Source organism: Sedimenticola selenatireducens (assembly GCF_963675335.2).
GTDB lineage: Bacteria > Pseudomonadota > Gammaproteobacteria > Chromatiales > Chromatiaceae > Sedimenticola > Sedimenticola selenatireducens.
In genome coordinates this window covers 65,351-86,260 of the sequence record NZ_CAXXYC010000003.1, presented here as the reverse complement: position 1 = coordinate 86,260, position 20,910 = coordinate 65,351, and the positions used below count along the sequence as shown (strand labels likewise).

Sequence of the window (20,910 nt, the reverse complement as noted above, 5' to 3'; positions counted from 1 at the left end):
GCATCACCTCTTTAGATATTCTGTTGTTGTGTGTCATCGCTATCCAAAAGAAAAAGTTCATCCAGCGGCCTGGCCAGGGACTCTGACAGTGCCTGTTGTGCACGGCCAAGCACTTCGGCAAGTACCTGCTCGCAGGGCTGGACAGAATCACCAAGCCGCTCCGCGTCCGGCAGTTGCCCCGGCTGCACCAGATACAGATCGAGCAGCGTGACCCTCGTCAGGTCCCGCGCCAGCACCCAGCCACCGCTATCGGTACAGAACAGAAAGTTCGCCTCCTGCAGAAGTTGCAGCTGATCAGACAGTTGCTCCTCTCCGGCCTCCGGTAGCTGGTCGGCCAGCGCCTCCAGCGACCGGCTCTCACCTTCCCGCTGCGCCATCGACAACAGGCGCATCAGATGAAAGCGGACCAACAGCGGATCAGCCGAAAACCCGGCATGCGACAGGGGCCGTTTTCCCATAATAGCAAGACAACAACAGAACTCCGCACCCAGCAGGGTTATTGTCCAGGAGAGGTAAAGCCAGACCAGAAACAGGGGTATGACCGCCAACGCACCATAAATCATCTCGTAAGCGGGAAAAAGGGTGATGTAGTAGGCAAATATCCGTTTGGCCAATTCAAACAGCAGGGCCGCCAGCACGCCACCGGCGACGGCATGGGCCAGGGGAACCGGCTGATTGGGCACCACCAGGTAGAGCAGGCTGAAGGCGACCGCCGAGGCGATGGCCGGCGTTGCCCGAAGCAGGCCGCTGTCCGGGCCAAAGAGCTGGGCGGTATCGGACAATAACGGCATGGATACCAGGTAGGAGGTAACGGCCACACTCAAACCGATCAGTAGCGGCCCCAGGGTCAATATGGCCCAATAGACCATGAATCTGCTGAGTAGCCGACGCCGTTTGTCAATCCGCCAAATGCGGTTGAAGGCGCGTTCGATATTGGCCATCATCAGCAGTGCCGTGGCAATCAAAAAGACCAGTCCGGGCCCGGTCATGCGGGCCGCCTTCTGACTGAACTGATTCAGATACTGCTGTACAACCTCGCCGGAGGACGGCAGAAAATTGTTGAACACGAAGTTCTGCAGTTGCATCACCACCCGGTCGCCGACGGGAAAGGCTGTTAACAGCGCCAGGGAAACCGCCATCAGGGGCACCATTGACAACAGGCTGGTAAAAGTCAGCGCCGCTGCCGTGGGCAGCCCATGATCGGCAATGAAGCGGGAAAATATCAGAACACCAAACTGGCGCACCCGCCTCCATGCCATCAAGATACCGCCTGCCCCAACTTTCTCGCTCTGTCCCATCATCTCGCTCCGCCCGGCCATTCCATTACCTGATTACCCATCTTATTCTGCCGTATCCGGGATAAATCCTAGCCGCGAATAAGGGCGAATAATGTAATTTCGGAAACAGCTCTCCCGCTGACCTGGAGGATGCCGATTGTTTTCGGGCATGGATGCATCCCGGTTACCTCATGCGCCGGTGGCTATCTTTATGACTCTTCGCATGTATTGGCGATTATTCCACTTCATAAACCGTATTCCGAGCGTGGCTGGTCTGATGGACAGTCAAGTGAAAAACTCTTACGCCGGCTGTTGTCGGATCATACACCATACCCGTCGCTTTCCTTCCAGGACCGCTGTAAATAAGCATACTCGGCGGCGCTGTTTCAACACCGCGGGTTTGGTTACAATGGACAGCCGTTACCCGGACAGGAGCATCGAGATCGCCATGACGGTAAAGATCTATCACAATCCACAATGCAGCAAATCCCGCCAGACCCTGCAGATCCTGGAGGGTGAAGGCGTTGAAGCAGAGGTTATCGAGTATCTGAAACAGCCGCCCAGCAGGGAAGAGCTGACCGAAATCCTCAACGCACTGGGCCTGAAACCGCGTCAGCTGATGCGCCAGGGCGAGGCGGAATACCAGCAGGCCGGACTGGACAACCCGGAACTGTCGGATGAGCAGCTGATCCAGGCCATGCTGGAGCACCCGCGACTGATCGAACGACCCATCGTAGTGAAGGATGGTAAAGTGGTCATCGGACGCCCGCCAGAACGCGTACTGGATATCCTCTGATGGCTGACATACTGGTGCTTTACTACAGCCGTTATGGCGCCACCGCCGAGATGGCCAGGCAAATTGCCCGGGGAGTGGAAGAGGTAGCGGAGATGCAGGCCAGGCTACGCACAGTGCCGCCGGTCTCCCCTGTCTGCGAGGCGACCGAACCGGCCGTTCCCGACAGCGGTGCACCCTATGTCACGATAGCCGATCTGGAGGCCTGCGCCGGACTCGCTCTGGGCAGCCCGACCCGGTTCGGTAACATGGCCGCGCCACTGAAGCATTTCATTGACAGCACCAGCTCACTCTGGCTGACCGGCGTCCTGGCAGGCAAACCGGCGGCCGTGTTCACCTCCACTTCCAGCATGCATGGCGGCCAGGAGACCACTCTCATCTCCATGATGCTGCCGCTGTTGCACCACGGCATGCTGATAGCCGGACTCCCCTACAGCCAGACCGAGTTACTGCACACCACTTCCGGTGGCACACCTTACGGTCCAAGTCATCTCGCCGGCGTCGACAGCAAGCTGCCACTCACTGAAGATGAGAAACTGCTCTGCCGGGCGATGGGGAAAAGAGTGGCATCCATCGCCAAAAAACTGATCTCCACCCGGTAACCGATGCCAAAACAACTCGCCCTCGGACTCACACTGCCGGAGAGCACCAGCCTTGAGAGCTATCTCCCGGCTGCCAATCAGCAGGCAGTAGCCGATCTGGCTGCCTGCGCCAGGGGATCAGGTGAACCATTCATCTATCTCTGGGGTGCAACGCAAACCGGCAAAAGCCATCTGTTGCAGGCCGCCACGCAACTGGCCGACCAGGTCGGGCGGAGCGCCCTGTACATACCGCTGGATCAGGCCACGCAGCTGTCACCGGCTATTTTTGACGATTTGGAACAGATGGACCTGATCTGCCTGGATGGGGTTGAACTGATAGCCGGTCAGGCAGACTGGGAACAGGGTGTGTTCGGCCTGTTCAACCGACTCAGGGAACGGGACAAGTCCCTGCTGGTTGCCGCCCGCTGCAGCCCGCTGAACCTGCCAATCAGGTTACCCGACCTGTTGTCGCGCCTGAGCTGGGGTCTCTGTTATCAGCTGCAGCCACTGAATGATCAGGACAAGATTCAGGCCTTGAGCACAGCCGCAGCCGGACGTGGCCTGGCATTGAGTGACGAGACCGCCCGCTATATCCTCCGCCACACCCAGCGGGATATGGGCTCACTCAGACAGCTGCTGAGACAGCTTGATCAGGCGTCGCTCGAGGCGAAACGCGGACTGACAATCCCTTTCATCAAGACGTTTCTGGAACATCAGACAGACCCACAAGCGGGCGGATTGTAACGAAGGCTAGCGCTCTTTCTGATGCGCCATCGCCAGCCGGCTCCAGACCCAGACATAGTTCACCCCGCTGGCGACCGTCGTTGCCATAACCAGCCAGACCAGGCTAACTATCAGCACGGCGGGCAGCGCCACCAGTCCCCGATCCAGAACAACCGCCAGCACCAGGATAATCTGTGAAAAAGTATTTATTTTACTGAGAAAACTGGGATTGGCGGTCAGCTCCATCACCCGAAAATGGTACACCAGGGCACCGGTCACAATCACTAGATCACGCAGTATCACCAGCAGTACCAGCCAGACCGGAATGATACCGATCAGCGCCAGGGTCAGATAACTGGAGACTAGCAGCACCTTATCCGCCAGCGGATCCAGCAGGCCGCCGAGCTGGCTCTGCCAGCCGTAGTGTTTGGCCAGATAGCCATCCAGCCCGTCCGATATGCCCGCAATGGCAAACAGCACCAGCGCGACGCCAAACTGCTGCTCCAGCAACATCCAGACGACCGGTACCGATATAAAGATACGCAATATGCTGATCAGATTAGGTATATCTTCGCGTTTCAGCATCACTACTCTGTCAAGACCAAAGGACCCGGGGCTGTTAAATTTAAAAGTTACGCAAAGCGATCAGGCTTCACTTACCGGTTGCTATCCCCGTCACTCCGAGGTTACCGCATACGATAGAAGAGATCGACTCCCTCAATAAGCGTTTGCGCGGCATCCGGCAGATCGGTGATCGGCTCGATCATACCGCCCAGGGCGAGTCCCTGTTCCAATACCTGGATACCCCCCCGCACCTGCAGCTCATAAGTAACCGCCTCGGGCTCCACCGAGACCATATCGGCACGTTCCACCGAACTCTGGGACTGGAGAAAACGCCCCACCCCCACGTATTGCGTCAGCTCCGTCACACCGCTTACCCGCAGCCTGATCCGCGACAGGTTCGCCTCACCACCGACCGGGGCATACCGCTCCGCCAGCAGATCCGACACATGCTCCACGCCCTCGTGGGCCAATCCGATGGGGTCGCTCCCTTCATCACTCCAGCTCGAGACCCGGTCACCATGATAAAGATTCCAGGTTACCCGCCAGAGCCGGCCGGAGAGCTGGGTCATCCGGCCGGTGACAATCAGGTCGGGTGAATAGCGCTGGGATGCACGGCGGATATTCTGTTCAAAATCACCCCAGAGATCGGCGACCCGAATCCCGGACTGATCCTCAAGATCCATCAGAGGCAGTATCAGGGGGATGCCGCGCTTTTCCGCCGCCCCCGTCATGGCGCCCAGCAGGGAATCATCCAGCTCGGGCCGCATCACCCGGCGCTGCCCGCGGGACTCAATGCCAAGCCAGACCAGACCCGAGGGTCGATTCTCCCCCCAGACCGGCAGGCGGCGCTCTCGCAGCAGACGCTGCACAGCCGCCCCATCAAACTGCACGGTCAGCAGGCGGGCAGCCCCCTCACTGTCGGCGGCACCCTCCGTCGCGGCTGGCGCTCGTCCGGCGTCCAGACGATAGCGAAACTGCTGCACATAACGTGGTGCCTGCTCAATATCACCCTGTAACTCGGGGCGCTGGGCAACATTCCGGTTACCCGTCACCTTGATCAGCATCTGCATGAAGGCACGTCTGATCCCATCGGTCCGCTGTTCCGCTGACTGCCCCTCCACCGGCACTTCCGCGCTGTACAAGCCGGTAACCGGACTGGCAGTGGCGGCGGCTGTGTAACCCATGAACAGCACCAACATGAGCAGCGCCTGAATTAACTTTACCGAGAGATGCGAGGGATCTGATGAACAACTGGGCATGTGATTGGAATCCGGCTGGCGTGATATTCCGGCCGATTTTAGCCTGCCACCCGCCGCAAATCCATTAACACCCCACAAGCTCTCCGGTACTGCCCCTGATCGTTAAGCGGAAAAAACACCAGCTACCCCTTCCAGTGGTATAATTCCGCTCCTTTTGCCTGATCCAGCTTTACGGATTTGGTAGAATCAATAACTGCAGCACGTTCTCTTAACGCGCACCTAGCCTGGAGTGATCAGTGGATCAGAACAAAACCGACTCCGCCTCTCTGAGTTACCGGGATGCCGGTGTCGATATCGATGCCGGAAACAGCCTGGTCGAGCGGATAAAACCCATCGTCAAAAACACTTTCAGACCCGGCGTCATGACCGGCCTGGGGGGATTCGGGGCACTCTTCGAACTGCCGCTGGACCGCTACCGGGAGCCGGTACTGGTCTCCGGCACCGATGGGGTGGGAACCAAGCTGCGGCTGGCCTTGGCCCTGCAGAAGCATGACACCATCGGTATCGACCTGGTGGCCATGTGCGTCAATGATATTATCGTCACCGGCGCTGAACCGCTGTTCTTCCTGGACTACTATGCCACCGGACACCTCGACGTGGACGTGGCCAGCAGTGTGATCGAGGGCATTGCCGAGGGCTGCCGGCAATCCGGTGCGGCCCTGACCGGCGGCGAGACCGCCGAAATGCCCGGCATCTACGAGACTGGTGACTATGATCTGGCCGGTTTCTGCGTCGGTATTGTGGAAAAGTCCCGTATTATCCAGCCGGACCGGGTACAGCCGGGCGACGTGCTGCTGGGACTCGCCTCTTCCGGCCCCCACTCCAACGGCTACTCGCTGGTTCGCAAGATTCTTGAGGTCTCGGGAGCGGATCTGCATCAGCCACTGGGCGATGTGACCCTGGGCGAAGCGCTGCTCGCCCCGACCCGCATCTACGTCAAGTCGCTGCTGGCGCTACACCAGGCGATCGACATTCACGCCATGGCCCATATCACCGGCGGCGGTCTCCCGGAAAATCTGCCCCGGGTACTACCGCAGGGCACCCGTGCCCTGATCAACAGCAACTCCTGGGAACGGCCGGCAGTGTTCCAGTGGCTACAGGCAGCGGGCAATGTGGTCGAATCAGAGATGCTGCGCACCTTCAACTGCGGCGTTGGCATGGTGGTCTGTGTCGCCGAGCAAGACGCCGATCAGGCCATCGCGCTACTGCAGGCCCAGGGCGAAACGGTCTGGAAACTGGGCCGCATCGAGGCCCATGACGGGGCGCCGAGCGTGGAACTGGTCGCGTGACGGAACAGCGAAAACTTCCCATTGTCGTGCTGCTATCGGGCAGCGGCAGTAATCTGCAGGCGATCATTGATGGCGCCGACGACGACCTCCCGGTGGAGATTCGCGGTGTCATCAGCAACCGGGGCGACGCCTTCGGCCTGGAAAGGGCCCGTCAGGCCTCCATCCCCACCCGGGTACTCGACCACACCGATTACCCGGACCGGGAAACCTATGACCAGGCGCTGATGGAATTGATCGACAGTTATCAGCCGGCACTGGTGGTACTGGCCGGTTTTATGCGCATCCTGACCCCCGGCTTTGTCACCCATTACCAGGGACGCCTGCTAAACATCCACCCTTCGCTGTTGCCAAAATATCGGGGCCTGCATACCCATCAGCGTGCGCTGGAGGCGGGAGACCGAGTACACGGGGCGAGTGTGCACCTGGTAACCGAGGAACTGGATGGGGGTCCGGTGATACTGCAAGTCCGGGTACCGGTGGAGCCGGGTGACGACGAAGCCACATTGGCGGCACGGGTACTGACCCAGGAGCATCGCATCTACCCTGCGGTGATCCGCTGGTTTGCCGAGGGGCGACTGAAGGTCACTCAGGGCGCCATTGAACTGGACGGAAAAACCCTGCGAGAACCGAAGATCATGGAATTCAATCAGGTAAGCACCGAATGAACGGTCGCCCGGTGAGATCCCTGCTCACACTGCTGCTGGCCACCTGGCTGGTGCCACTACCCGGGATTGCCCAGCCGGCGGCGTCCGGGCAGACGATCAAGCCTTACAGTGCCGAGTATCGCGTCAGCATGGGGAGCCTGGTGATCGGCCGGGCAAACATCACCCTGCGCTTGTCCGATGATGGCCAATACAGCTACCGGGCCTATACCGCTCCTGTTGGGCTGGCAGCGGTATTTCGCAAGGATGAGATCACCGAACAGAGCGAGGGGCGGATCGTGGATGACACCATCATTCCATCCCGCTACCTGTACACTCACAAGCGGCCCAAGCGGACCCGTCAGGTGAACCTTGATTTCAACTGGCCGGCCAGCCGTGTGGCCAACCAGACCGCCGGCTCTCTCTGGTCGATGGAGATACCAAAAGGAACCCAGGACAAATTCAGCCAGCAGCTGGCTCTTATACTGGCGCTCGGCCGTGGTGACAGGGCGGCCGAATATCAGGTGGCCGACGGCGGATTGCTGAAAAGCTATCGTTACACGGAAGTGAACCGGGAGCTGATCAGCACTGAATCAGGGGAATATCAGACCATCAAGCTGGCGCGCAACAAGGATGACCGGCCGTCACGGGCCACCCTCTGGTTCGCCCCCGAGCTGAATTATCTGCCGGTAAAAATCGCCAAGCACGAAAAGGACGGGGATTATGTGATGGAACTGATCTCCGTCACCTGGCAGGACGGGGAGAGTTGAATCAGTCCCGCCGCAACAGGCGGTTCATGACCGATTTAAAAAAGCCGCCCGGCGCGACAGTGATGTGGGCATCGTCCACATTGATCTGCTCGAGATCATAGCTGCTGTACTCGACCCCGGCCTCCTGATACATCTCCTGGGAGAGCTTCAGGTCATCGGCCCAACGCGAAAGGAAATCCTCGCTGGGTGCGATGCAGACAATCCGTCCGACCTCCTCCTGGATCAACTTCGAGGCGCAGCGGGGACAGGGAGGATGGGTGACATAGACGGTGCAGCCGGTGAGATCCCGCTTGGCGAAGATCATCGCGTTCTCTTCCGCATGAATGGTCAGATTGAGCTTGCAGTTGCGGTCCGTGAGCCGCTCCGTCCGATCCTCCACCCCGGCAGCAAAGCCGTTATAGCCGACAGAAACGATCCGGTTGCCATCCGTGATCACCGCACCCACCTGGGACGATGGATCCTTGCTCCAGGCGGAGATATGGGCCGCCAGCCCCAGGAAACGGGTATCCCACTTGACACTCATTCGGGTGGCCTCACTAGATGATCGGTTGATGTTTAAGCGGCAAAGGGAACCGCCGGGTGATGGGAAGCCCGCCACCCGGCGTCTTACGGTCAGTTGTTCTGGATCACGATATTGGGGAACTTGGCCGCGTAACTCTTGGCCTGCAGGGCGAGTATAGCCGTGGTCCGGCGGGCAATTTCACGATAGATCTGGGAAATACGCGCATCGGGATCGGCCACCACGGTCGGCTTGCCACCATCGGTCTCTTCACGAATACGGATATCCAGCGGCAGGGCACCGAGGAAATTGACCCCGTACTGTTCCGCCATCCGCTTGCCGCCACCCTCTCCGAAAATATGCTCTTCATGGCCGCAGTTGGAGCAGATGTGGATGCTCATATTCTCGACGATACCCAGTACCGGCACCTCGACCTTCTCGAACATTTTGAAGCCCTTGCGCGCATCCAGCAGGGCGATGTCCTGGGGCGTGGTCACCACCACGGCACCCGACACCGGCACCTTCTGGGCCAGGGTCAGCTGGGTATCGCCGGTACCCGGCGGCAGATCGATAATCAGGTAATCAAGATTGGCCCAGTTGGTGTCGTTCAGCAACTGTTCCAGCGCCTGGGTGACCATGGGGCCGCGCCAGATCATTGGGGTCTCTTCATCGATCAGAAATCCGATGGACATCGCCTGGATGCCGTAATTCTGCATCGGCTCAAGGCTCTTGCCGTCTTTCGATTCCGGCTGACCGGAGACACCCAGCATGCGCGGCTGGGACGGTCCGTAGATGTCTGCATCCAGCAGGCCCACGGTGGCGCCCTCTTCCACCAGCGCCAGCGCCAGATTGACCGCCGTGGTGGATTTACCCACACCACCCTTGCCGGAAGCCACGGCGATGATGTTCTTCACATTATCAATCGGCTTCAGTGATTTCTGCACCGAGTGGGCGGTGATCTTCCAGTTCACATCCACCGCCACGGAAGAGACACCCTCCACGGTGGTAATCTGCGCCTTCAGTGCGTCGGCCAGTTCATCCTTGAAACCCTTTGCCGGAAAACCCAGCTCAACGGCCACTTTCACCGCTCCGCCATCGATCTCTATGCTCTTGATAAACTTGGCACTGACCAGGTCCTTTTCCAGGTGGGGCTCTATGTACCCTTTGATTGCCTCTTCGATCAACTCTTTTGTTACTTCAGCCATTGCATGCTCCTACGAGATGGCCCCACCGGGAGGCCGCAAATTCGGGTAATGATGGCCGCGCATTCTACATTAAAAAATGCTTATGCCCAACCAAATCGCTAGGTCTTTCAAATATCTGTATTGACAATTATCCTTTCCGGCTCCATTAAATCCCTGTAACACTTGGCTTTTCTGAACAACCATGCGCAGAGGGCCAACGTTGATTGGTTTTCGCGATCCGGTTAATTATGTGATAATTGATCGTTTTATTGGATGGCGGGTTGTGGCGTGGACCATCAAACCTGTCGGCCGGATCTCTTTCCCCTCAAACGCAGCCATGAAATCATGAATCAGACAGCGCGAAAAATACTGGTGACCAGCGCCCTTCCCTATGCCAATGGCCCGATCCATATTGGCCACATGGTGGAATATATTCAAACCGACATCTGGGTCCGCTTTCAAAAGATGCGCGGTAATCAGTGTCTCTATGTCTGCGCCGACGACGCACACGGCACCCCCATCATGCTGCGTGCCCGCAAGGAAGGTATTGAACCCGAAGCCCTGATCACCCGGGTCGCCCAAGAGCATAAGGCCGATTTCGCCGATTTCAATGTGGCCTTTGACAATTACCACTCCACCCACTCGGAAGAGAACCGACACTACGCATCCCTGATCTATCAGCGCAACAAGGAAAAAGGGAACATTGCCAACCGCACCATTACCCAGGCGTATGACCCGATCGAGGAGATGTTCCTGCCGGACCGGTTCATCAAGGGCGAGTGCCCGAAGTGTGGCGCCCAGGACCAGTATGGCGACAACTGTGAGGTCTGTGGTGCCAGCTACTCTCCCAACGAACTGAAGAACCCGGTCTCGGCCGTCTCCGGCGCGACTCCGGTGGACCGGGATTCCGAACACTACTTTTTCAAGCTGGCCAATTTCGAGACCATGCTGAAGGCATGGACCCGCGGCGGTCACCTGCAGGCCGAGGTGGCCAACAAGCTGGGCGAATGGTTCGAGGCCGGACTGCACGAGTGGGATATTTCCCGCGACGCCCCCTACTTCGGCTTTGAGATTCCCGACCATCCGGGCAAATACTTCTATGTCTGGCTGGATGCGCCGATCGGCTACATGGCCAGTTTCAGGAACCTGTGCGATCGCACCGATGGACTGGAGTTCGATGACTTCTGGAGCAGGGAGTCCAGCGCCGAGCTGTACCATTTTATCGGCAAGGACATTATCTATTTCCACGCCCTGTTCTGGCCCGCCATGCTGCATGGCGCCGATTTCCGCACCCCGACGGCGGTATTCTCCCACGGCTTCCTGACGGTGGATGGCCAGAAGATGTCCAAATCACGCGGTACCTTTATCAAGGCCCGCACCTACCTGGATCACCTGAATCCGGAATATCTGCGCTATTACTTTGCCGCCAAGCTCGGCTCGGGTATCGAGGATATCGATCTCAACCTGGATGATTTCCAGGCGCGGGTCAACTCCGACCTGGTCGGCAAGGTGGTGAATATCGCCAGCCGCTGCGCGGGCTTTGTGAAAAAACGATTCGACGGAAAACTGGCTGATCAACTGGCCGATCCGGCACTGTTTCAGAGCTTTGCCGAGGCCGGCGACCAGATTGCCGAGCATTATGAAAAACGCGAATTCAGCCGTGCCGTGCGTGAAATCATGGCGCTTGCTGACCGCGCAAATCAGTACATCGATGAGAAAAAGCCCTGGATCATGGCCAAGGAGGCAGGGCGTGATACCGAACTGCAGCAGGTCTGCTCCATGGGTCTCAACCTGTTCCGCCTGCTGATCGGCTACCTGCGGCCCATCCTGCCGGCAACCGCCGAGCGTTCGGAGGCTTTTTTGCGGGTCGATCCACTCAGCTGGGAATCACTCGGCAGCCCCCTGCTGAGCCATAGCATAGACGCCTTCAAGCCGCTGATGACCCGGGTCGAGCCGAGCCAGATCCAAGCGATCATTGCGGCATCGACGGAGGACCTGGAAAAGCAGGACGCCACCGCCAAAGCGAGCGGACCACTTGCTGCCGACCCGATCAGCGACACTATCGAATATGCCGACTTCGCCAAGGTCGATCTGCGGATAGTAAAGATCGTCAAGGCGGAACGGGTTGAAGGGGCGGAAAAACTGTTGCAGCTGACGCTCGATCTGGACGGAGAGACGCGCAATGTTTTTGCCGGTATCAAATCCGCCTACGATCCCGCCGAACTGGAGGGACGGCTGACCGTGATGGTGGCCAACCTGGCGCCCAGAAAGATGCGGTTCGGTCTGTCCGAGGGCATGGTGCTGGCGGCAGGACCCGGCGGGAAAGAACTTTTCATTCTTTCTCCAGATAGCGGGGCCAAGCCGGGCATGCGGGTTAAGTAAGCAGCAGAAAAGAATAACCTGCTGTTTTTAATACGATAATTACCGGCAACCTGTATATGCGATGCACCCGGGAGTAAAATCAAGAGCAGCCAGCCAATAGATGCATGAAATATTGTGCATGTATTTTCTGTTGGCGGATGATATATAATGCAATATACTTCAGGTAATCACCGCATATACCCAAAGGTTATAAGGTTATACACACATAAACTGTCGGTTGTTAGCATTAGGGTTAACCACTACTATCGGCCATCCCTCTTCATGGAGTAGGTCTGCTTTAGATGAAAGAGTACGCACTCATCCTTGTCAGTACCGTGCTGGTCAACAACTTCGTCCTGGTGAAGTTTCTCGGCCTGTGCCCCTTCATGGGCGTCTCCAAAAAACTGGAGACGGCGGTCGGCATGGGTATGGCCACCACCTTTGTGCTGACGCTCTCTTCCATTTGCAGCTATCTCGCCAACGAGTACCTGCTCGCTCCGCTGGGGCTGGAATATCTGCGCACCATCACCTTCATCCTGGTGATTGCCGTGCTGGTGCAGTTCACCGAGATGGTGATGCACAAAACCAGTCCGGTGCTGTATCAACTGCTGGGCATCTTTCTACCACTGATCACCACCAACTGCGCGGTACTGGGTGTGGCCCTGCTAAATGTTCAGGAGCAGCACGGCTTTATTGAATCAGGTCTATATGGTTTCGGCGCCGCCGCCGGTTTCTCCCTGGTGCTGGTGCTGTTCGCCGCCATGCGCGAACGGGTAACTGTCTCCGACGTCCCTGCCCCCTTCCAGGGCAGCGCCATCGCCATGATTACCGCAGGACTGATGTCTATCGCCTTCATGGGCTTTTCCGGCCTGGTGTCGAGCTGAGGTGGCATCAAGATGTTGATAGCAATAGCCGCCATTGCCCTGCTGGCACTTGCCTTTGGCCTGCTGCTCGGCTACTCCTCCATCCGCTTCCATGTGGAGGGAGACCCGATTGTAGAGAAGATCGAGGCCCTGCTGCCCCAGACCCAGTGCGGCCAGTGCAGCTTTCCGGGCTGCCGCGCCTACGCTGAAGCGCTGGCCCAGGATGAGGCCGAAATCAACGCCTGCCCGCCCGGCGGTGAAACCACCATGATCGCCCTGGCCGATCTGCTGGGTAAGGATCCGGTTCCCCTGGAAGGTGCCGCCGCCGAGGAGAAGCCCAAGGCCGTTGCCGTGATTCGGGAGGACGAGTGTATCGGTTGTACCCTCTGTATCCAGGCATGTCCGGTAGACGCCATTCTGGGTTCTGCCAAGCACATGCACACGGTCATCCGCAGCGAGTGCACCGGCTGCGGGCTGTGCCTGCCGCCCTGTCCGGTGGAATGCATTGACATGGTGCCGCTTGAAGTCAATACCAGCAACTGGAAATGGCCATTCCCGGGGGACACCCGCAACAACGGCGCCCTTGTAGCCGCCTCCGAGAACTAGACGATATGCAGCATTCCTTGCAAAAGCAGCAGAAGCATACCCTCTACCGTTTCAACGGAGGGTTGCACCTGCCGGATAACAAAAGCCAGTCGCTGACGCTCCCCCTGGAAAAGGCAGCACTGCCCAAACGACTGATCATACCGCTGCATCAGCATATCGGTCAGAGCGCGGAGCCGCTGGTCAAGGTCGGTGATCAGGTGCTCAAGGGAGACATGCTGGCAAAACCGCAGGGGTATGTGAGCGCACCGGTGCACGCCCCCTCCTCGGGCACCGTGGTGGCCATCGAAACCCTGCCCATTCCCCACCCGTCCGGACTGCCCGCTGCCTGCGTGGTTATCGAGACCGACGGCAAAGAGACCTGGGGAAATCAGCTGGAACCGATTCCCGACTATCCGCATGCCGATCCCTCGCTGCTGCGCGAGCGCATTCGCAACGCGGGTATTGTCGGCATGGGCGGAGCCGCGTTCCCGTCCAGCGTCAAGCTGACGCCGGGCCTGGAAAACCCGATCCACACCCTGATCATCAATGGCGCCGAGTGCGAGCCCTACATCACCTGCGATGATCTGCTGATGCAGACGCAGGCAGAAAAAATTCTGCACGGCGTCGGCATTATCCGCCGGCTGATCGGCGCCGAGCGCTGTCTGTTTGGCATCGAAGACAACAAACCGGAAGCGATCCGCCGGCTGCGCCAGGCCGTCGCTGACGCCGGCATGGACTGGGTATCGGTCATTGCCATCCCCACGCTGTATCCCAGCGGTGGCGAAAAGCAGCTTATCAAGGTACTCACCGGCAAAGAGGTCCCTTCAGGTAGCATTCCGGCCAAAATCGGCATGATTTGTCACAATGTAACCACCGCCTTCGCCGTTGCCGAGGCAGTGATTGAGGGCAAGCCACTGATCTCCCGCTACATTACCATCACCGGCAATGGCGTTCAGCAACCGAAAAACCTGGAAGTGTTGATCGGCACTCCGGCAGCGGAACTGATCAAACAGGCCGGAGGCTATACCGACCAGGTGTCCAAACTGATCGTGGGCGGGCCAATGATGGGCTTTACCCTGGCCAGCGACGAAGTACCTGTCACCAAGGCGACTAACTGCCTGCTGGCCGCCGACAGCAGTGAAGCCCCTGATCCAGGGGTGGCATCAGCCTGTATTCGCTGCGGTCGCTGTGCCATTGCCTGCCCCGCCAATCTGCTGCCGCAGCAGATGTACTGGTATGCCCGGGCCAAGGATCTGGAGAAGGTGCAGGAGTACAACCTGTTCGATTGTATCGAGTGCGGCTGCTGCTCCCATGTCTGCCCCTCCCATATTCCCCTGGTGCAGTATTTCCGCTTTGCCAAAACCGAGAGCTGGGCGCAGGAGAAGGAGCAGCGGGCGGCGGAACGCGCGCGCCAGCGTCACGAGGCGCAGGTTGCCCGGAAAGAACGCCTGGAAGCCGAACGCCAGGCCAAGTTGCGGCAAAAGAAAGAGGCATTGAATAAACCTGCAGCAAAAAAACCCAAGTCGGACAAGCCGGAGGCCGGCGCTGAAGAGGATCCCAAAAAGGCCGCAATCGCCGCAGCCCTGAAACGCGCCGCTGAGAAAAAAGCCAAGCTCGCCGAACAAGGCATTGAGCCGAAAAACCAGTCGGACCTGAGCGAGGCCCAGAAACAGGCCATTGAGCAGGCGGATCAGCGCAGGGCGGAAAGTAGTACCGACGCCGTTACCTCTGAAAAGCAGGATGGATAACCGATGCGCTTTACCACAATAACATCACCTCATAGCGACCGGCCCAACAGTGTCAGTAAAACCATGCTGCTGGTTATCCTGGCATTGATCCCGGGCGCCATTGCCATGATCTGGTATTTCGGCTGGGGCATACTGATCAATATGATTCTCGCCAGTATCACTGCCATTGTTTGCGAGGCCCTCGCCGTGCGCCTGAGAAACCGCCCGGTGCTGCCGGCGATCGGAGACTTCAGTGCCGTACTGACCGCCCTGTTGTTTGCCGTTGCCGTGCCGCCGCTCCTGCCCTGGTGGCTGACGGTAATCGGCGTGGCCTTCGCCATCCTGATGGTCAAACAGATCTATGGCGGCCTGGGTTACAACCCATTCAATCCGGCGATGGCCGCCTATGTGCTGTTGCTGGTCTCCTATCCGGTGCAGATGACCTCCTGGCTGCCACCGGAAATGCTCAACGAAAACCCGCTGACTTTTATTCAGAGCGCCAGCGTGATATTCACCGGGACGCTGCCGGCCGGACTCTCCTGGGACGCCCTCACCATGGCCACGCCGCTGGACGCCATGTTCACCCAACTCGACCAGAGCAAGATGCTGAGTGAGATCCTCATCCAGCCACTGTGGGGAGACTTTGGTGGTCGCGGCTGGGAGTGGGCAGGCAACTGGTTTCTGCTGGGCGGGTTGTTTCTGCTCTTCACGCGGGTTATCAGCTGGCATATCCCGGTCTCCATGCTGGGTAGCCTGCTGGTCATCGCCATGCTGTTTCACTTCCTCGACCAGGAAGCCTATCCGTTCGGCATGTTCCACATCTTTACTGGCGGTACCCTGCTCGGCGCCTTCTTTATCGCGACCGATCCTGTTTCCGCCTGTACTACCAAGAAAGGACAACTGGTGTATGGCGCCAGCATCGGTCTGCTGGTATTTATCATACGCACCTGGGGCGGATACCCCGATGCGGTGGCCTTCGCCGTGCTGTTGATGAACATGGCGGCACCCACTATCGACTACTACACGCAACCGAGGGCCTTTGGCCATCAGGGGGCGAGGCGTGATTAAGCACCCGGTTTCAGTGGCAGGTATACTGCTGGCCCTGTTTGCAACTGCGGGTACCGCGCTCGTGGCGGTCACCAATGACCTCACGGCCGAGAAGATCGCCGCCAATGAGCGGGAGGCGCTGCTGCAGAGCCTGACCGCCCTGGTGCCAGCCGATACGATCGACAATGACATCGTCACCGATACCCGCGTGGTGTCGCAGAAAGATCTACTGGGCGGCGACCAGACGCTGGTCTACCTGGGGCGCAAGCAGGGCAAACCGGTTGCGGCGGTTTTCTCCTCCATGGTCCCCAACGGCTATAGCGGCCCGATAAAGATGCTGGTTGCGGTCAAGGTTGACGGGACGCTGGGTGGTGTCCGGGTGGTATCACACAAGGAGACTCCCGGACTGGGGGACAAAGTGGAAGAAAACCGATCCGACTGGATATTCTCCTTTGCCGGCAAATCGTTATCCAATCCGTCCATGACAGGCTGGAAAGTCAAGAAAGACGGCGGTCAATTTGACCAGTTCACCGGCGCGACCATTACCCCACGCGCCGTGGTCGGTGGCGTCAAGAACACCCTGGTTTATTTTAAAGAACACGGCAAATCACTGTTTCTGAAACCCGAGAAGGCAGCCAAAGATGAGTGACACAAGCTATGGCCGACTGATCCGCGAAGGCCTCTGGAGTAATAACCAGGCCTTGGTGGCACTGCTGGGTCTGTGCCCGTTACTGGCAGTCACCAGCACGGCGATCAATGGACTCGGCCTCGGCATTGCCACCACCTTCGTGCTGGTCATGTCCAATGCCACCGTATCCCTGATCCGAAACCTGGTGCGTCCGGAAGTGCGTCTGCCGGTATTCGTTATTGTTATCGCCTCCTTTGTCACCGCGGTGGAGCTGAGCATGAACGCCTGGTTCCATGATCTCTACAAGGTGCTGGGCATCTTTATTCCATTGATTGTCACCAACTGCGCGATCATCGGCCGCGCCGAGGCTTTCGCCTCAAAAAGTCATCTGCTGCCGGCGATTGTGGATGGTCTGGCGATGGGACTGGGATTCACCTGCGCACTGGTGACGCTGGGCGCAATGCGCGAACTGCTTGGCATGGGTACGCTGTTTTCCCAGGCTGACCTGATGTTCGGTGATATCGCTACCAATTGGACCATGAGCCTGGGTACCGACTTCAAGGGTATGCTGTTGGCAATCCTGCCCCCCGGCGCCTTTCTGGGCATGGGGCTGATGATTGCCCTGAAGAACATCATTGACAACCGGCTCTCCAGGACCAAACCCGCAACCGTGCAAGCGGCGGAAGCCGACATGGAGCCAGGCACCGCCTAAGCATTCAAGGGTTACTCCATCGTCAAATCGACAACCCGCCGCTCGGCCAGGATACTCATGTCGCGCCGCGAGGGAGCAATATGCCACAAGAGCTGACCCTGAACACCCGCTGGATCAACCTGGCGGCAAAGCACTTTCATGAAGACGGTGGACAACCGGTCATAGCACTGCACGGCTGGCTGGACAATGCCGCCAGCTTTGCACCGCTGGCGGTCCTGCTGCCAAACCTGGATATCCTGGCACTGGATCTGCCTGGGCATGGCCTGTCGGACCATCGACCAGCGGGACAGCACTACCATTTTGTCGATTTTGTGGCGGATGTAATTGCGGCCGCCAATGCCGCCGGCCGGGAGCGGTTTTCACTCATTGGACACTCCATGGGGGCCGGTATCGCCTCATTGATCGCGGCCAGCTTTCCCGAGCGGATTGAACGGCTGGTGCTGATCGAGGGTTTGGGCCCCTGGGGGGATGATCCAAAGGATTGCGCGAGCCATTTGGCCGAGGCCACGCGGCAGATACTGGCAGAACCCGAAACAAGGAAGCGGCGTTATTCCTCGCTGGAACCGATCATTCGTGCCCGCATGCAGGCCGGGGATCTGGGTGAAGCGACCGCTCGCCTGCTGGTGGAGAGAAATACCGCCAGTGATCCCGGAGGGGTGTACTGGCGCACCGATCCCCGACTGCGCTACCGCTCACCCATCTATATCACCGAGGAACAGGTGCAAGCGTTTCTACCCCGCATCAAGGCCCCTACCCTGTTTATCCGGGATGCTGAACGGATTGTGCCGGCGCAATACAACTGGAATCAGCGTGAAACTCTGATTGCCGACCTGCAAGTGGTGAAACTGACGGGCGGACACCATCTGCACATGGAGAATCCCGCACCGGTAGCGCAGGCGATCCGGACTTTTTTCGCCGGATGAACATTGTTTCCGGACGCTACTGACCGAGGTCATTCACCACCCAGCGCCAAACGATAAACAGTCCCAGCAGGGACACCGCCACCGACAGGTTGAACACCAACGTGGGTCCGGCACCCTCCCAAAGGAATCCGCTGCTCATTGTCCCCAGGGCACCGCCCAGGCCGAAACTGAGGCTGCTGTAGAGCGCTTGTCCCCGCCCCTGGTGGCGACCGGTAAAGTAATGATGCACCAGATGGATCGCCGCCGCATGAAAGGTACCGAAGGTAGCAGCGTGCAGCGTCTGGGCGAAAAACAGCAGGACCAGCGAGTCGGCGAAATTCCCGATCAGGTACCAGCGCAGCGCCGCCAGCAACAGGCTGATCATCAGCACATTGCGCGCCCCCAGGCGCAGCAGCAGACGATGCATGACCAGGAAGACCGCCACCTCGGCAATCACCCCCAGCGCCCAGAGTTGCCCGATCAGGGTCTTGCTGTAGCCCAGCGTCTCCATGTAGATGGAGTAGAAGCCGTAGTAGGCGCCATGTCCGGCCTGAAGCAGGAAACAGGCTGTCAGGAAGGCGAGCACCGCCGGCTTGCGCAACACCGAGAGGATGCCCGGCTGATCCACCGGATGCGGGCTGGTTGCCGGATCGGCGATCAGCAGGCTTGCACCCCACAACAGCGCATAAATGGAGAGCAGCACCGGCAGCACCGCGGCCGGACCCCGCAGATCCACCGCCATGCCGAGCACCACCACGGTGACGATAAAGCCGATCGAACCCCAGACCCGAATCTGCGCGTAGCGGGAGACCGCCTTTCCCAGATAACAGAGCACCACCGCCTCGAACTGTGGCAAAACCGCATTCCAGAAGAAACTGAACAGCACCATGGCCAGGCCCAGCTCCCAGAACCCTTGCAACCAGAACACGGCGACAAAGATCAGCGTAGTAAGCAGGGCGCCGAGGCGCACAATGGCCATGCGCCGCCCCAAATGATCGCCCAGCCAGCCCCACACGAAGGGGGCGATAAACTTGGTGGCCATGGGAATGGCCATCAACTGCCCGATGGCCACGGCGTTGAAACCCAGGCTCTTCAGGTAGAGTCCCCAGTACGGTACCAGCACACCCAGGGCGGCGAAGTAGAAGAAATAGAAGCTCGAAAGGCGCCAGTACGGCATAGGTGTCATTGCTCGGTCAGGGTCGAATAGCGTGAATAAAGCCGCGAATGAATGCGGCTAATATTTTCCTGACTGTGGTTGAGCCGGATGCGTAATCAGACCCTGTTGAATTATCAGACCGGTTTCCAGTGCGCATGCTATCACCCGCAAGGGCGCGCTATGGAGCCCCCCTAGACCGAGGCCGGTATATCCGGCGTGCCGCTCTGCACGTCCAGGTTCTGCGCCCGGTGCCGCAACAGATGATCCATCAGCACCAGCGCCAGCATCGCCTCGACAATGGGCGTGGCGCGGATACCGACACAGGGGTCGTGACGCCCCTCGGTCACCACCTCCACCGGCTCACCGGCAAGGTTGACGGTACGCCCCGGCAGACGCAGGCTGGAAGTGGGCTTGAAGGCGACACTGGCGAGGATATCCTGACCGCTGGAGATGCCGCCGAGGATACCGCCGGCATGGTTACTGAGAAAACCTTCAGGGGTCATCTCGTCCCGGTGTTCGGTGCCCTTCTGCGCCACACAGTCAAACCCGGCACCGATCTCCACCCCTTTGGCCGCGTTGATGCTCATCAACGCATGGGCGATATCCGCATCCAACCGGTCAAAGATCGGCTCGCCCAGCCCGACCGGAATACAGCTGGCCACCACGTTGATGCGCGCCCCCACCGAGTTGCCCTCCTTGCGCAGGGCATCCATGTAGTTTTCCAGTTCGGCCACCTTGTCGGCATCCGGGCAGAAGAAGGGGTTCTGCTCCACCTGATCCCAGTCCAGCTTGTCGATACGGATTGGCCCGAGCTGGGAGAGATAAGCACGAATGGTGGTCCCGCAATGCTGTTGCAGATATTTTTTGGCGATGGCCCCGGCGGCCACCCGCATGGCGGTCTCCCGGGCCGAGGAGCGACCACCGCCACGGTAATCACGCAAGCCGTACTTCTTGGTATAGGTGTAGTCGGCATGGCCCGGGCGGAACCGATCCATGATCTTGGAATAGTCCTTGGAGCGCTGATCGGTGTTGTGGATGATCAGGGCAATCGGCGTGCCGGTGGTCTGGCCCTCGAACACCCCGGAGAGGATCTGCACCCGGTCCTCCTCCCGTCGCTGAGTGGTATGGCGCGAGGTACCGGGTTTGCGTCGGTCCAGATCGGTCTGCAGATCGGCCTCGCTCAACGCCAGCCCCGGCGGACAACCGTCAACGATGCAACCTATGGCCGGTCCATGGCTCTCGCCAAACGAAGTGACGGTAAAAAGTTTTCCGTAGCTATTTCCAGACATAATCTGCTGCCTGCTGGGTAATCGATAATTACTGGGCGCCAGGCGCCACTTGCCGGAACC

21 protein-coding genes are annotated in these 20,910 nt (G+C 58.9%); 14 read left to right on the top strand and 7 right to left on the bottom strand.

Features of this window, described 5'->3' with window-relative positions:
- Positions 1-11 precede the first annotated feature (11 nt).
- Positions 12-1,319 (bottom strand): virulence factor BrkB family protein, encoded by a 1,308-nt coding sequence (locus ACHZBF_RS04030; protein ID WP_321527741.1) that lies wholly within the window; start codon positions 1,317-1,319, stop codon positions 12-14.
- 406 nt (positions 1,320-1,725) lie between these two features.
- Here ACHZBF_RS04030 and arsC point away from each other — a divergent pair, with 406 nt between their 5' ends.
- Genes arsC through hda form a run of 3 tightly spaced genes read left to right on the top strand, consistent with a single transcriptional unit; the run spans position 1,726 to position 3,395 of the window.
- A complete protein-coding gene (arsC, locus tag ACHZBF_RS04025) occupies positions 1,726-2,073 on the top strand; it encodes an arsenate reductase (glutaredoxin) (protein WP_029135036.1) in 348 nt (115 codons plus the stop codon).
- Positions 2,073-2,672, top strand: a complete 600-nt coding sequence (gene wrbA, locus ACHZBF_RS04020; RefSeq protein WP_029135035.1) for an NAD(P)H:quinone oxidoreductase — start codon at positions 2,073-2,075, stop codon at positions 2,670-2,672. The genes arsC and wrbA overlap by 1 nt, the downstream gene beginning before the upstream one ends.
- 3 nt (positions 2,673-2,675) lie before the next feature.
- The gene (gene hda, locus ACHZBF_RS04015; RefSeq protein ID WP_321527740.1) at positions 2,676-3,395 is read left to right on the top strand and encodes a DnaA regulatory inactivator Hda; all 720 of its coding nucleotides are present in this window, start codon (positions 2,676-2,678) and stop codon (positions 3,393-3,395) included.
- Between the two features lie 6 nt (positions 3,396-3,401).
- Here the strand turns inward: hda and ACHZBF_RS04010 are convergent, their stop codons facing one another.
- Together ACHZBF_RS04010 and ACHZBF_RS04005 are read right to left on the bottom strand one after the other, a co-directional pair.
- The gene (locus ACHZBF_RS04010; RefSeq protein ID WP_321527739.1) at positions 3,402-3,959 is read right to left on the bottom strand and encodes a CDP-alcohol phosphatidyltransferase family protein; all 558 of its coding nucleotides are present in this window, start codon (positions 3,957-3,959) and stop codon (positions 3,402-3,404) included.
- Between the two features lie 101 nt (positions 3,960-4,060).
- Positions 4,061-5,197, bottom strand: coding sequence for a DUF2066 domain-containing protein (locus ACHZBF_RS04005; protein ID WP_321527738.1), 1,137 nt, complete (start codon positions 5,195-5,197; stop codon positions 4,061-4,063).
- A gap of 236 nt (positions 5,198-5,433) precedes the next feature.
- Between ACHZBF_RS04005 and purM the strand changes: the two genes are divergently transcribed.
- The 3 genes from purM to ACHZBF_RS03990 are packed head-to-tail and all read left to right on the top strand — an operon-like array spanning position 5,434 to position 7,897.
- Positions 5,434-6,486, top strand: coding sequence for a phosphoribosylformylglycinamidine cyclo-ligase (gene purM, locus ACHZBF_RS04000; RefSeq protein WP_321527737.1), 1,053 nt, complete (start codon positions 5,434-5,436; stop codon positions 6,484-6,486).
- The gene (gene purN / locus ACHZBF_RS03995; protein WP_321527736.1) at positions 6,483-7,151 is read left to right on the top strand and encodes a phosphoribosylglycinamide formyltransferase; all 669 of its coding nucleotides are present in this window, start codon (positions 6,483-6,485) and stop codon (positions 7,149-7,151) included. The genes purM and purN overlap by 4 nt, the downstream gene beginning before the upstream one ends.
- Positions 7,148-7,897 carry a DUF3108 domain-containing protein gene (locus tag ACHZBF_RS03990; protein ID WP_029135030.1) on the top strand — a complete coding sequence of 250 codons (750 nt, stop codon included), beginning with the start codon at positions 7,148-7,150 and terminating at the stop codon, positions 7,895-7,897. The genes purN and ACHZBF_RS03990 overlap by 4 nt, the downstream gene beginning before the upstream one ends.
- A 1-nt stretch (position 7,898) precedes the next feature.
- On the opposite strand, the gene ACHZBF_RS03985 is transcribed toward ACHZBF_RS03990, so the two are convergent.
- Both ACHZBF_RS03985 and apbC read right to left on the bottom strand, forming a co-directional pair.
- Entirely contained in the window at positions 7,899-8,420 is a 522-nt protein-coding gene (locus ACHZBF_RS03985) for a deoxycytidylate deaminase (RefSeq protein WP_084610305.1), read from the bottom strand.
- Between the two features lie 89 nt (positions 8,421-8,509).
- The gene (gene apbC / locus ACHZBF_RS03980; protein WP_029135029.1) at positions 8,510-9,601 is read right to left on the bottom strand and encodes an iron-sulfur cluster carrier protein ApbC; all 1,092 of its coding nucleotides are present in this window, start codon (positions 9,599-9,601) and stop codon (positions 8,510-8,512) included.
- A 324-nt stretch (positions 9,602-9,925) separates the two neighbouring features.
- Here apbC and metG point away from each other — a divergent pair, with 324 nt between their 5' ends.
- From metG to ACHZBF_RS03940, 8 genes are all read left to right on the top strand, one after another.
- On the top strand, positions 9,926-11,962 hold the full coding sequence (gene metG / locus ACHZBF_RS03975; RefSeq protein WP_321527735.1) for a methionine--tRNA ligase: 2,037 nt from the start codon (positions 9,926-9,928) through the stop codon (positions 11,960-11,962).
- Between the two features lie 281 nt (positions 11,963-12,243).
- Entirely contained in the window at positions 12,244-12,825 is a 582-nt protein-coding gene (gene rsxA, locus ACHZBF_RS03970) for an electron transport complex subunit RsxA (RefSeq protein ID WP_029135027.1), read from the top strand.
- A gap of 12 nt (positions 12,826-12,837) precedes the next feature.
- On the top strand, positions 12,838-13,410 hold the full coding sequence (gene rsxB / locus ACHZBF_RS03965; protein ID WP_037376227.1) for an electron transport complex subunit RsxB: 573 nt from the start codon (positions 12,838-12,840) through the stop codon (positions 13,408-13,410).
- Positions 13,411-13,415: 5 nt separating this feature from the next.
- On the top strand, positions 13,416-15,137 hold the full coding sequence (gene rsxC / locus ACHZBF_RS03960; RefSeq protein WP_321527734.1) for an electron transport complex subunit RsxC: 1,722 nt from the start codon (positions 13,416-13,418) through the stop codon (positions 15,135-15,137).
- A 3-nt stretch (positions 15,138-15,140) separates the two neighbouring features.
- Positions 15,141-16,184, top strand: coding sequence for an electron transport complex subunit RsxD (gene rsxD, locus ACHZBF_RS03955; protein ID WP_029135026.1), 1,044 nt, complete (start codon positions 15,141-15,143; stop codon positions 16,182-16,184).
- Complete coding sequence (rsxG, locus tag ACHZBF_RS03950; protein WP_029135025.1) at positions 16,177-16,812, top strand: electron transport complex subunit RsxG; 636 nt, start codon at positions 16,177-16,179, stop codon at positions 16,810-16,812. Before rsxD ends, rsxG begins: the two co-directional genes overlap by 8 nt.
- Complete coding sequence (locus ACHZBF_RS03945; protein WP_029135024.1) at positions 16,805-17,503, top strand: electron transport complex subunit E; 699 nt, start codon at positions 16,805-16,807, stop codon at positions 17,501-17,503. Before rsxG ends, ACHZBF_RS03945 begins: the two co-directional genes overlap by 8 nt.
- Positions 17,504-17,583: 80 nt before the next feature.
- The gene (locus ACHZBF_RS03940; RefSeq protein WP_321527733.1) at positions 17,584-18,426 is read left to right on the top strand and encodes an alpha/beta fold hydrolase; all 843 of its coding nucleotides are present in this window, start codon (positions 17,584-17,586) and stop codon (positions 18,424-18,426) included.
- A gap of 16 nt (positions 18,427-18,442) precedes the next feature.
- Here ACHZBF_RS03940 and ACHZBF_RS03935 read toward each other — a convergent pair whose 3' ends face one another.
- Both ACHZBF_RS03935 and aroC read right to left on the bottom strand, forming a co-directional pair.
- On the bottom strand, positions 18,443-19,582 hold the full coding sequence (locus ACHZBF_RS03935; protein ID WP_029135022.1) for an MFS transporter: 1,140 nt from the start codon (positions 19,580-19,582) through the stop codon (positions 18,443-18,445).
- A 170-nt stretch (positions 19,583-19,752) separates the two neighbouring features.
- Entirely contained in the window at positions 19,753-20,850 is a 1,098-nt protein-coding gene (gene aroC / locus ACHZBF_RS03930; RefSeq protein ID WP_288104459.1) for a chorismate synthase, read from the bottom strand.
- Between the last annotated feature and the right edge of the window lie 60 nt (positions 20,851-20,910).

What these genes read in the sequence shown, in the direction of transcription:
- ACHZBF_RS04030 (WP_321527741.1), bottom strand. Translation starts at nt 1,319, where the DNA reads ATGGCCGGGCGGAGCGAGATGATGGGACAGAGCGAGAAAGTTGGGGCA.
- arsC (WP_029135036.1), top strand. Translation starts at nt 1,726, where the DNA reads ATGACGGTAAAGATCTATCACAATCCACAATGCAGCAAATCCCGCCAG.
- wrbA (WP_029135035.1), top strand. Translation starts at nt 2,073, where the DNA reads ATGGCTGACATACTGGTGCTTTACTACAGCCGTTATGGCGCCACCGCC.
- hda (WP_321527740.1), top strand. Translation starts at nt 2,676, where the DNA reads ATGCCAAAACAACTCGCCCTCGGACTCACACTGCCGGAGAGCACCAGC.
- ACHZBF_RS04010 (WP_321527739.1), bottom strand. Translation starts at nt 3,959, where the DNA reads ATGCTGAAACGCGAAGATATACCTAATCTGATCAGCATATTGCGTATC.
- ACHZBF_RS04005 (WP_321527738.1), bottom strand. Translation starts at nt 5,197, where the DNA reads ATGCCCAGTTGTTCATCAGATCCCTCGCATCTCTCGGTAAAGTTAATT.
- ACHZBF_RS03990 (WP_029135030.1), top strand. Translation starts at nt 7,148, where the DNA reads ATGAACGGTCGCCCGGTGAGATCCCTGCTCACACTGCTGCTGGCCACC.
- ACHZBF_RS03985 (WP_084610305.1), bottom strand. Translation starts at nt 8,420, where the DNA reads ATGAGTGTCAAGTGGGATACCCGTTTCCTGGGGCTGGCGGCCCATATC.
- apbC (WP_029135029.1), bottom strand. Translation starts at nt 9,601, where the DNA reads ATGGCTGAAGTAACAAAAGAGTTGATCGAAGAGGCAATCAAAGGGTAC.
- metG (WP_321527735.1), top strand. Translation starts at nt 9,926, where the DNA reads ATGAATCAGACAGCGCGAAAAATACTGGTGACCAGCGCCCTTCCCTAT.
- rsxA (WP_029135027.1), top strand. Translation starts at nt 12,244, where the DNA reads ATGAAAGAGTACGCACTCATCCTTGTCAGTACCGTGCTGGTCAACAAC.
- rsxB (WP_037376227.1), top strand. Translation starts at nt 12,838, where the DNA reads ATGTTGATAGCAATAGCCGCCATTGCCCTGCTGGCACTTGCCTTTGGC.
- rsxC (WP_321527734.1), top strand. Translation starts at nt 13,416, where the DNA reads ATGCAGCATTCCTTGCAAAAGCAGCAGAAGCATACCCTCTACCGTTTC.
- rsxD (WP_029135026.1), top strand. Translation starts at nt 15,141, where the DNA reads ATGCGCTTTACCACAATAACATCACCTCATAGCGACCGGCCCAACAGT.
- ACHZBF_RS03945 (WP_029135024.1), top strand. Translation starts at nt 16,805, where the DNA reads ATGAGTGACACAAGCTATGGCCGACTGATCCGCGAAGGCCTCTGGAGT.
- ACHZBF_RS03940 (WP_321527733.1), top strand. Translation starts at nt 17,584, where the DNA reads ATGCCACAAGAGCTGACCCTGAACACCCGCTGGATCAACCTGGCGGCA.
- ACHZBF_RS03935 (WP_029135022.1), bottom strand. Translation starts at nt 19,582, where the DNA reads ATGCCGTACTGGCGCCTTTCGAGCTTCTATTTCTTCTACTTCGCCGCC.
- aroC (WP_288104459.1), bottom strand. Translation starts at nt 20,850, where the DNA reads ATGTCTGGAAATAGCTACGGAAAACTTTTTACCGTCACTTCGTTTGGC.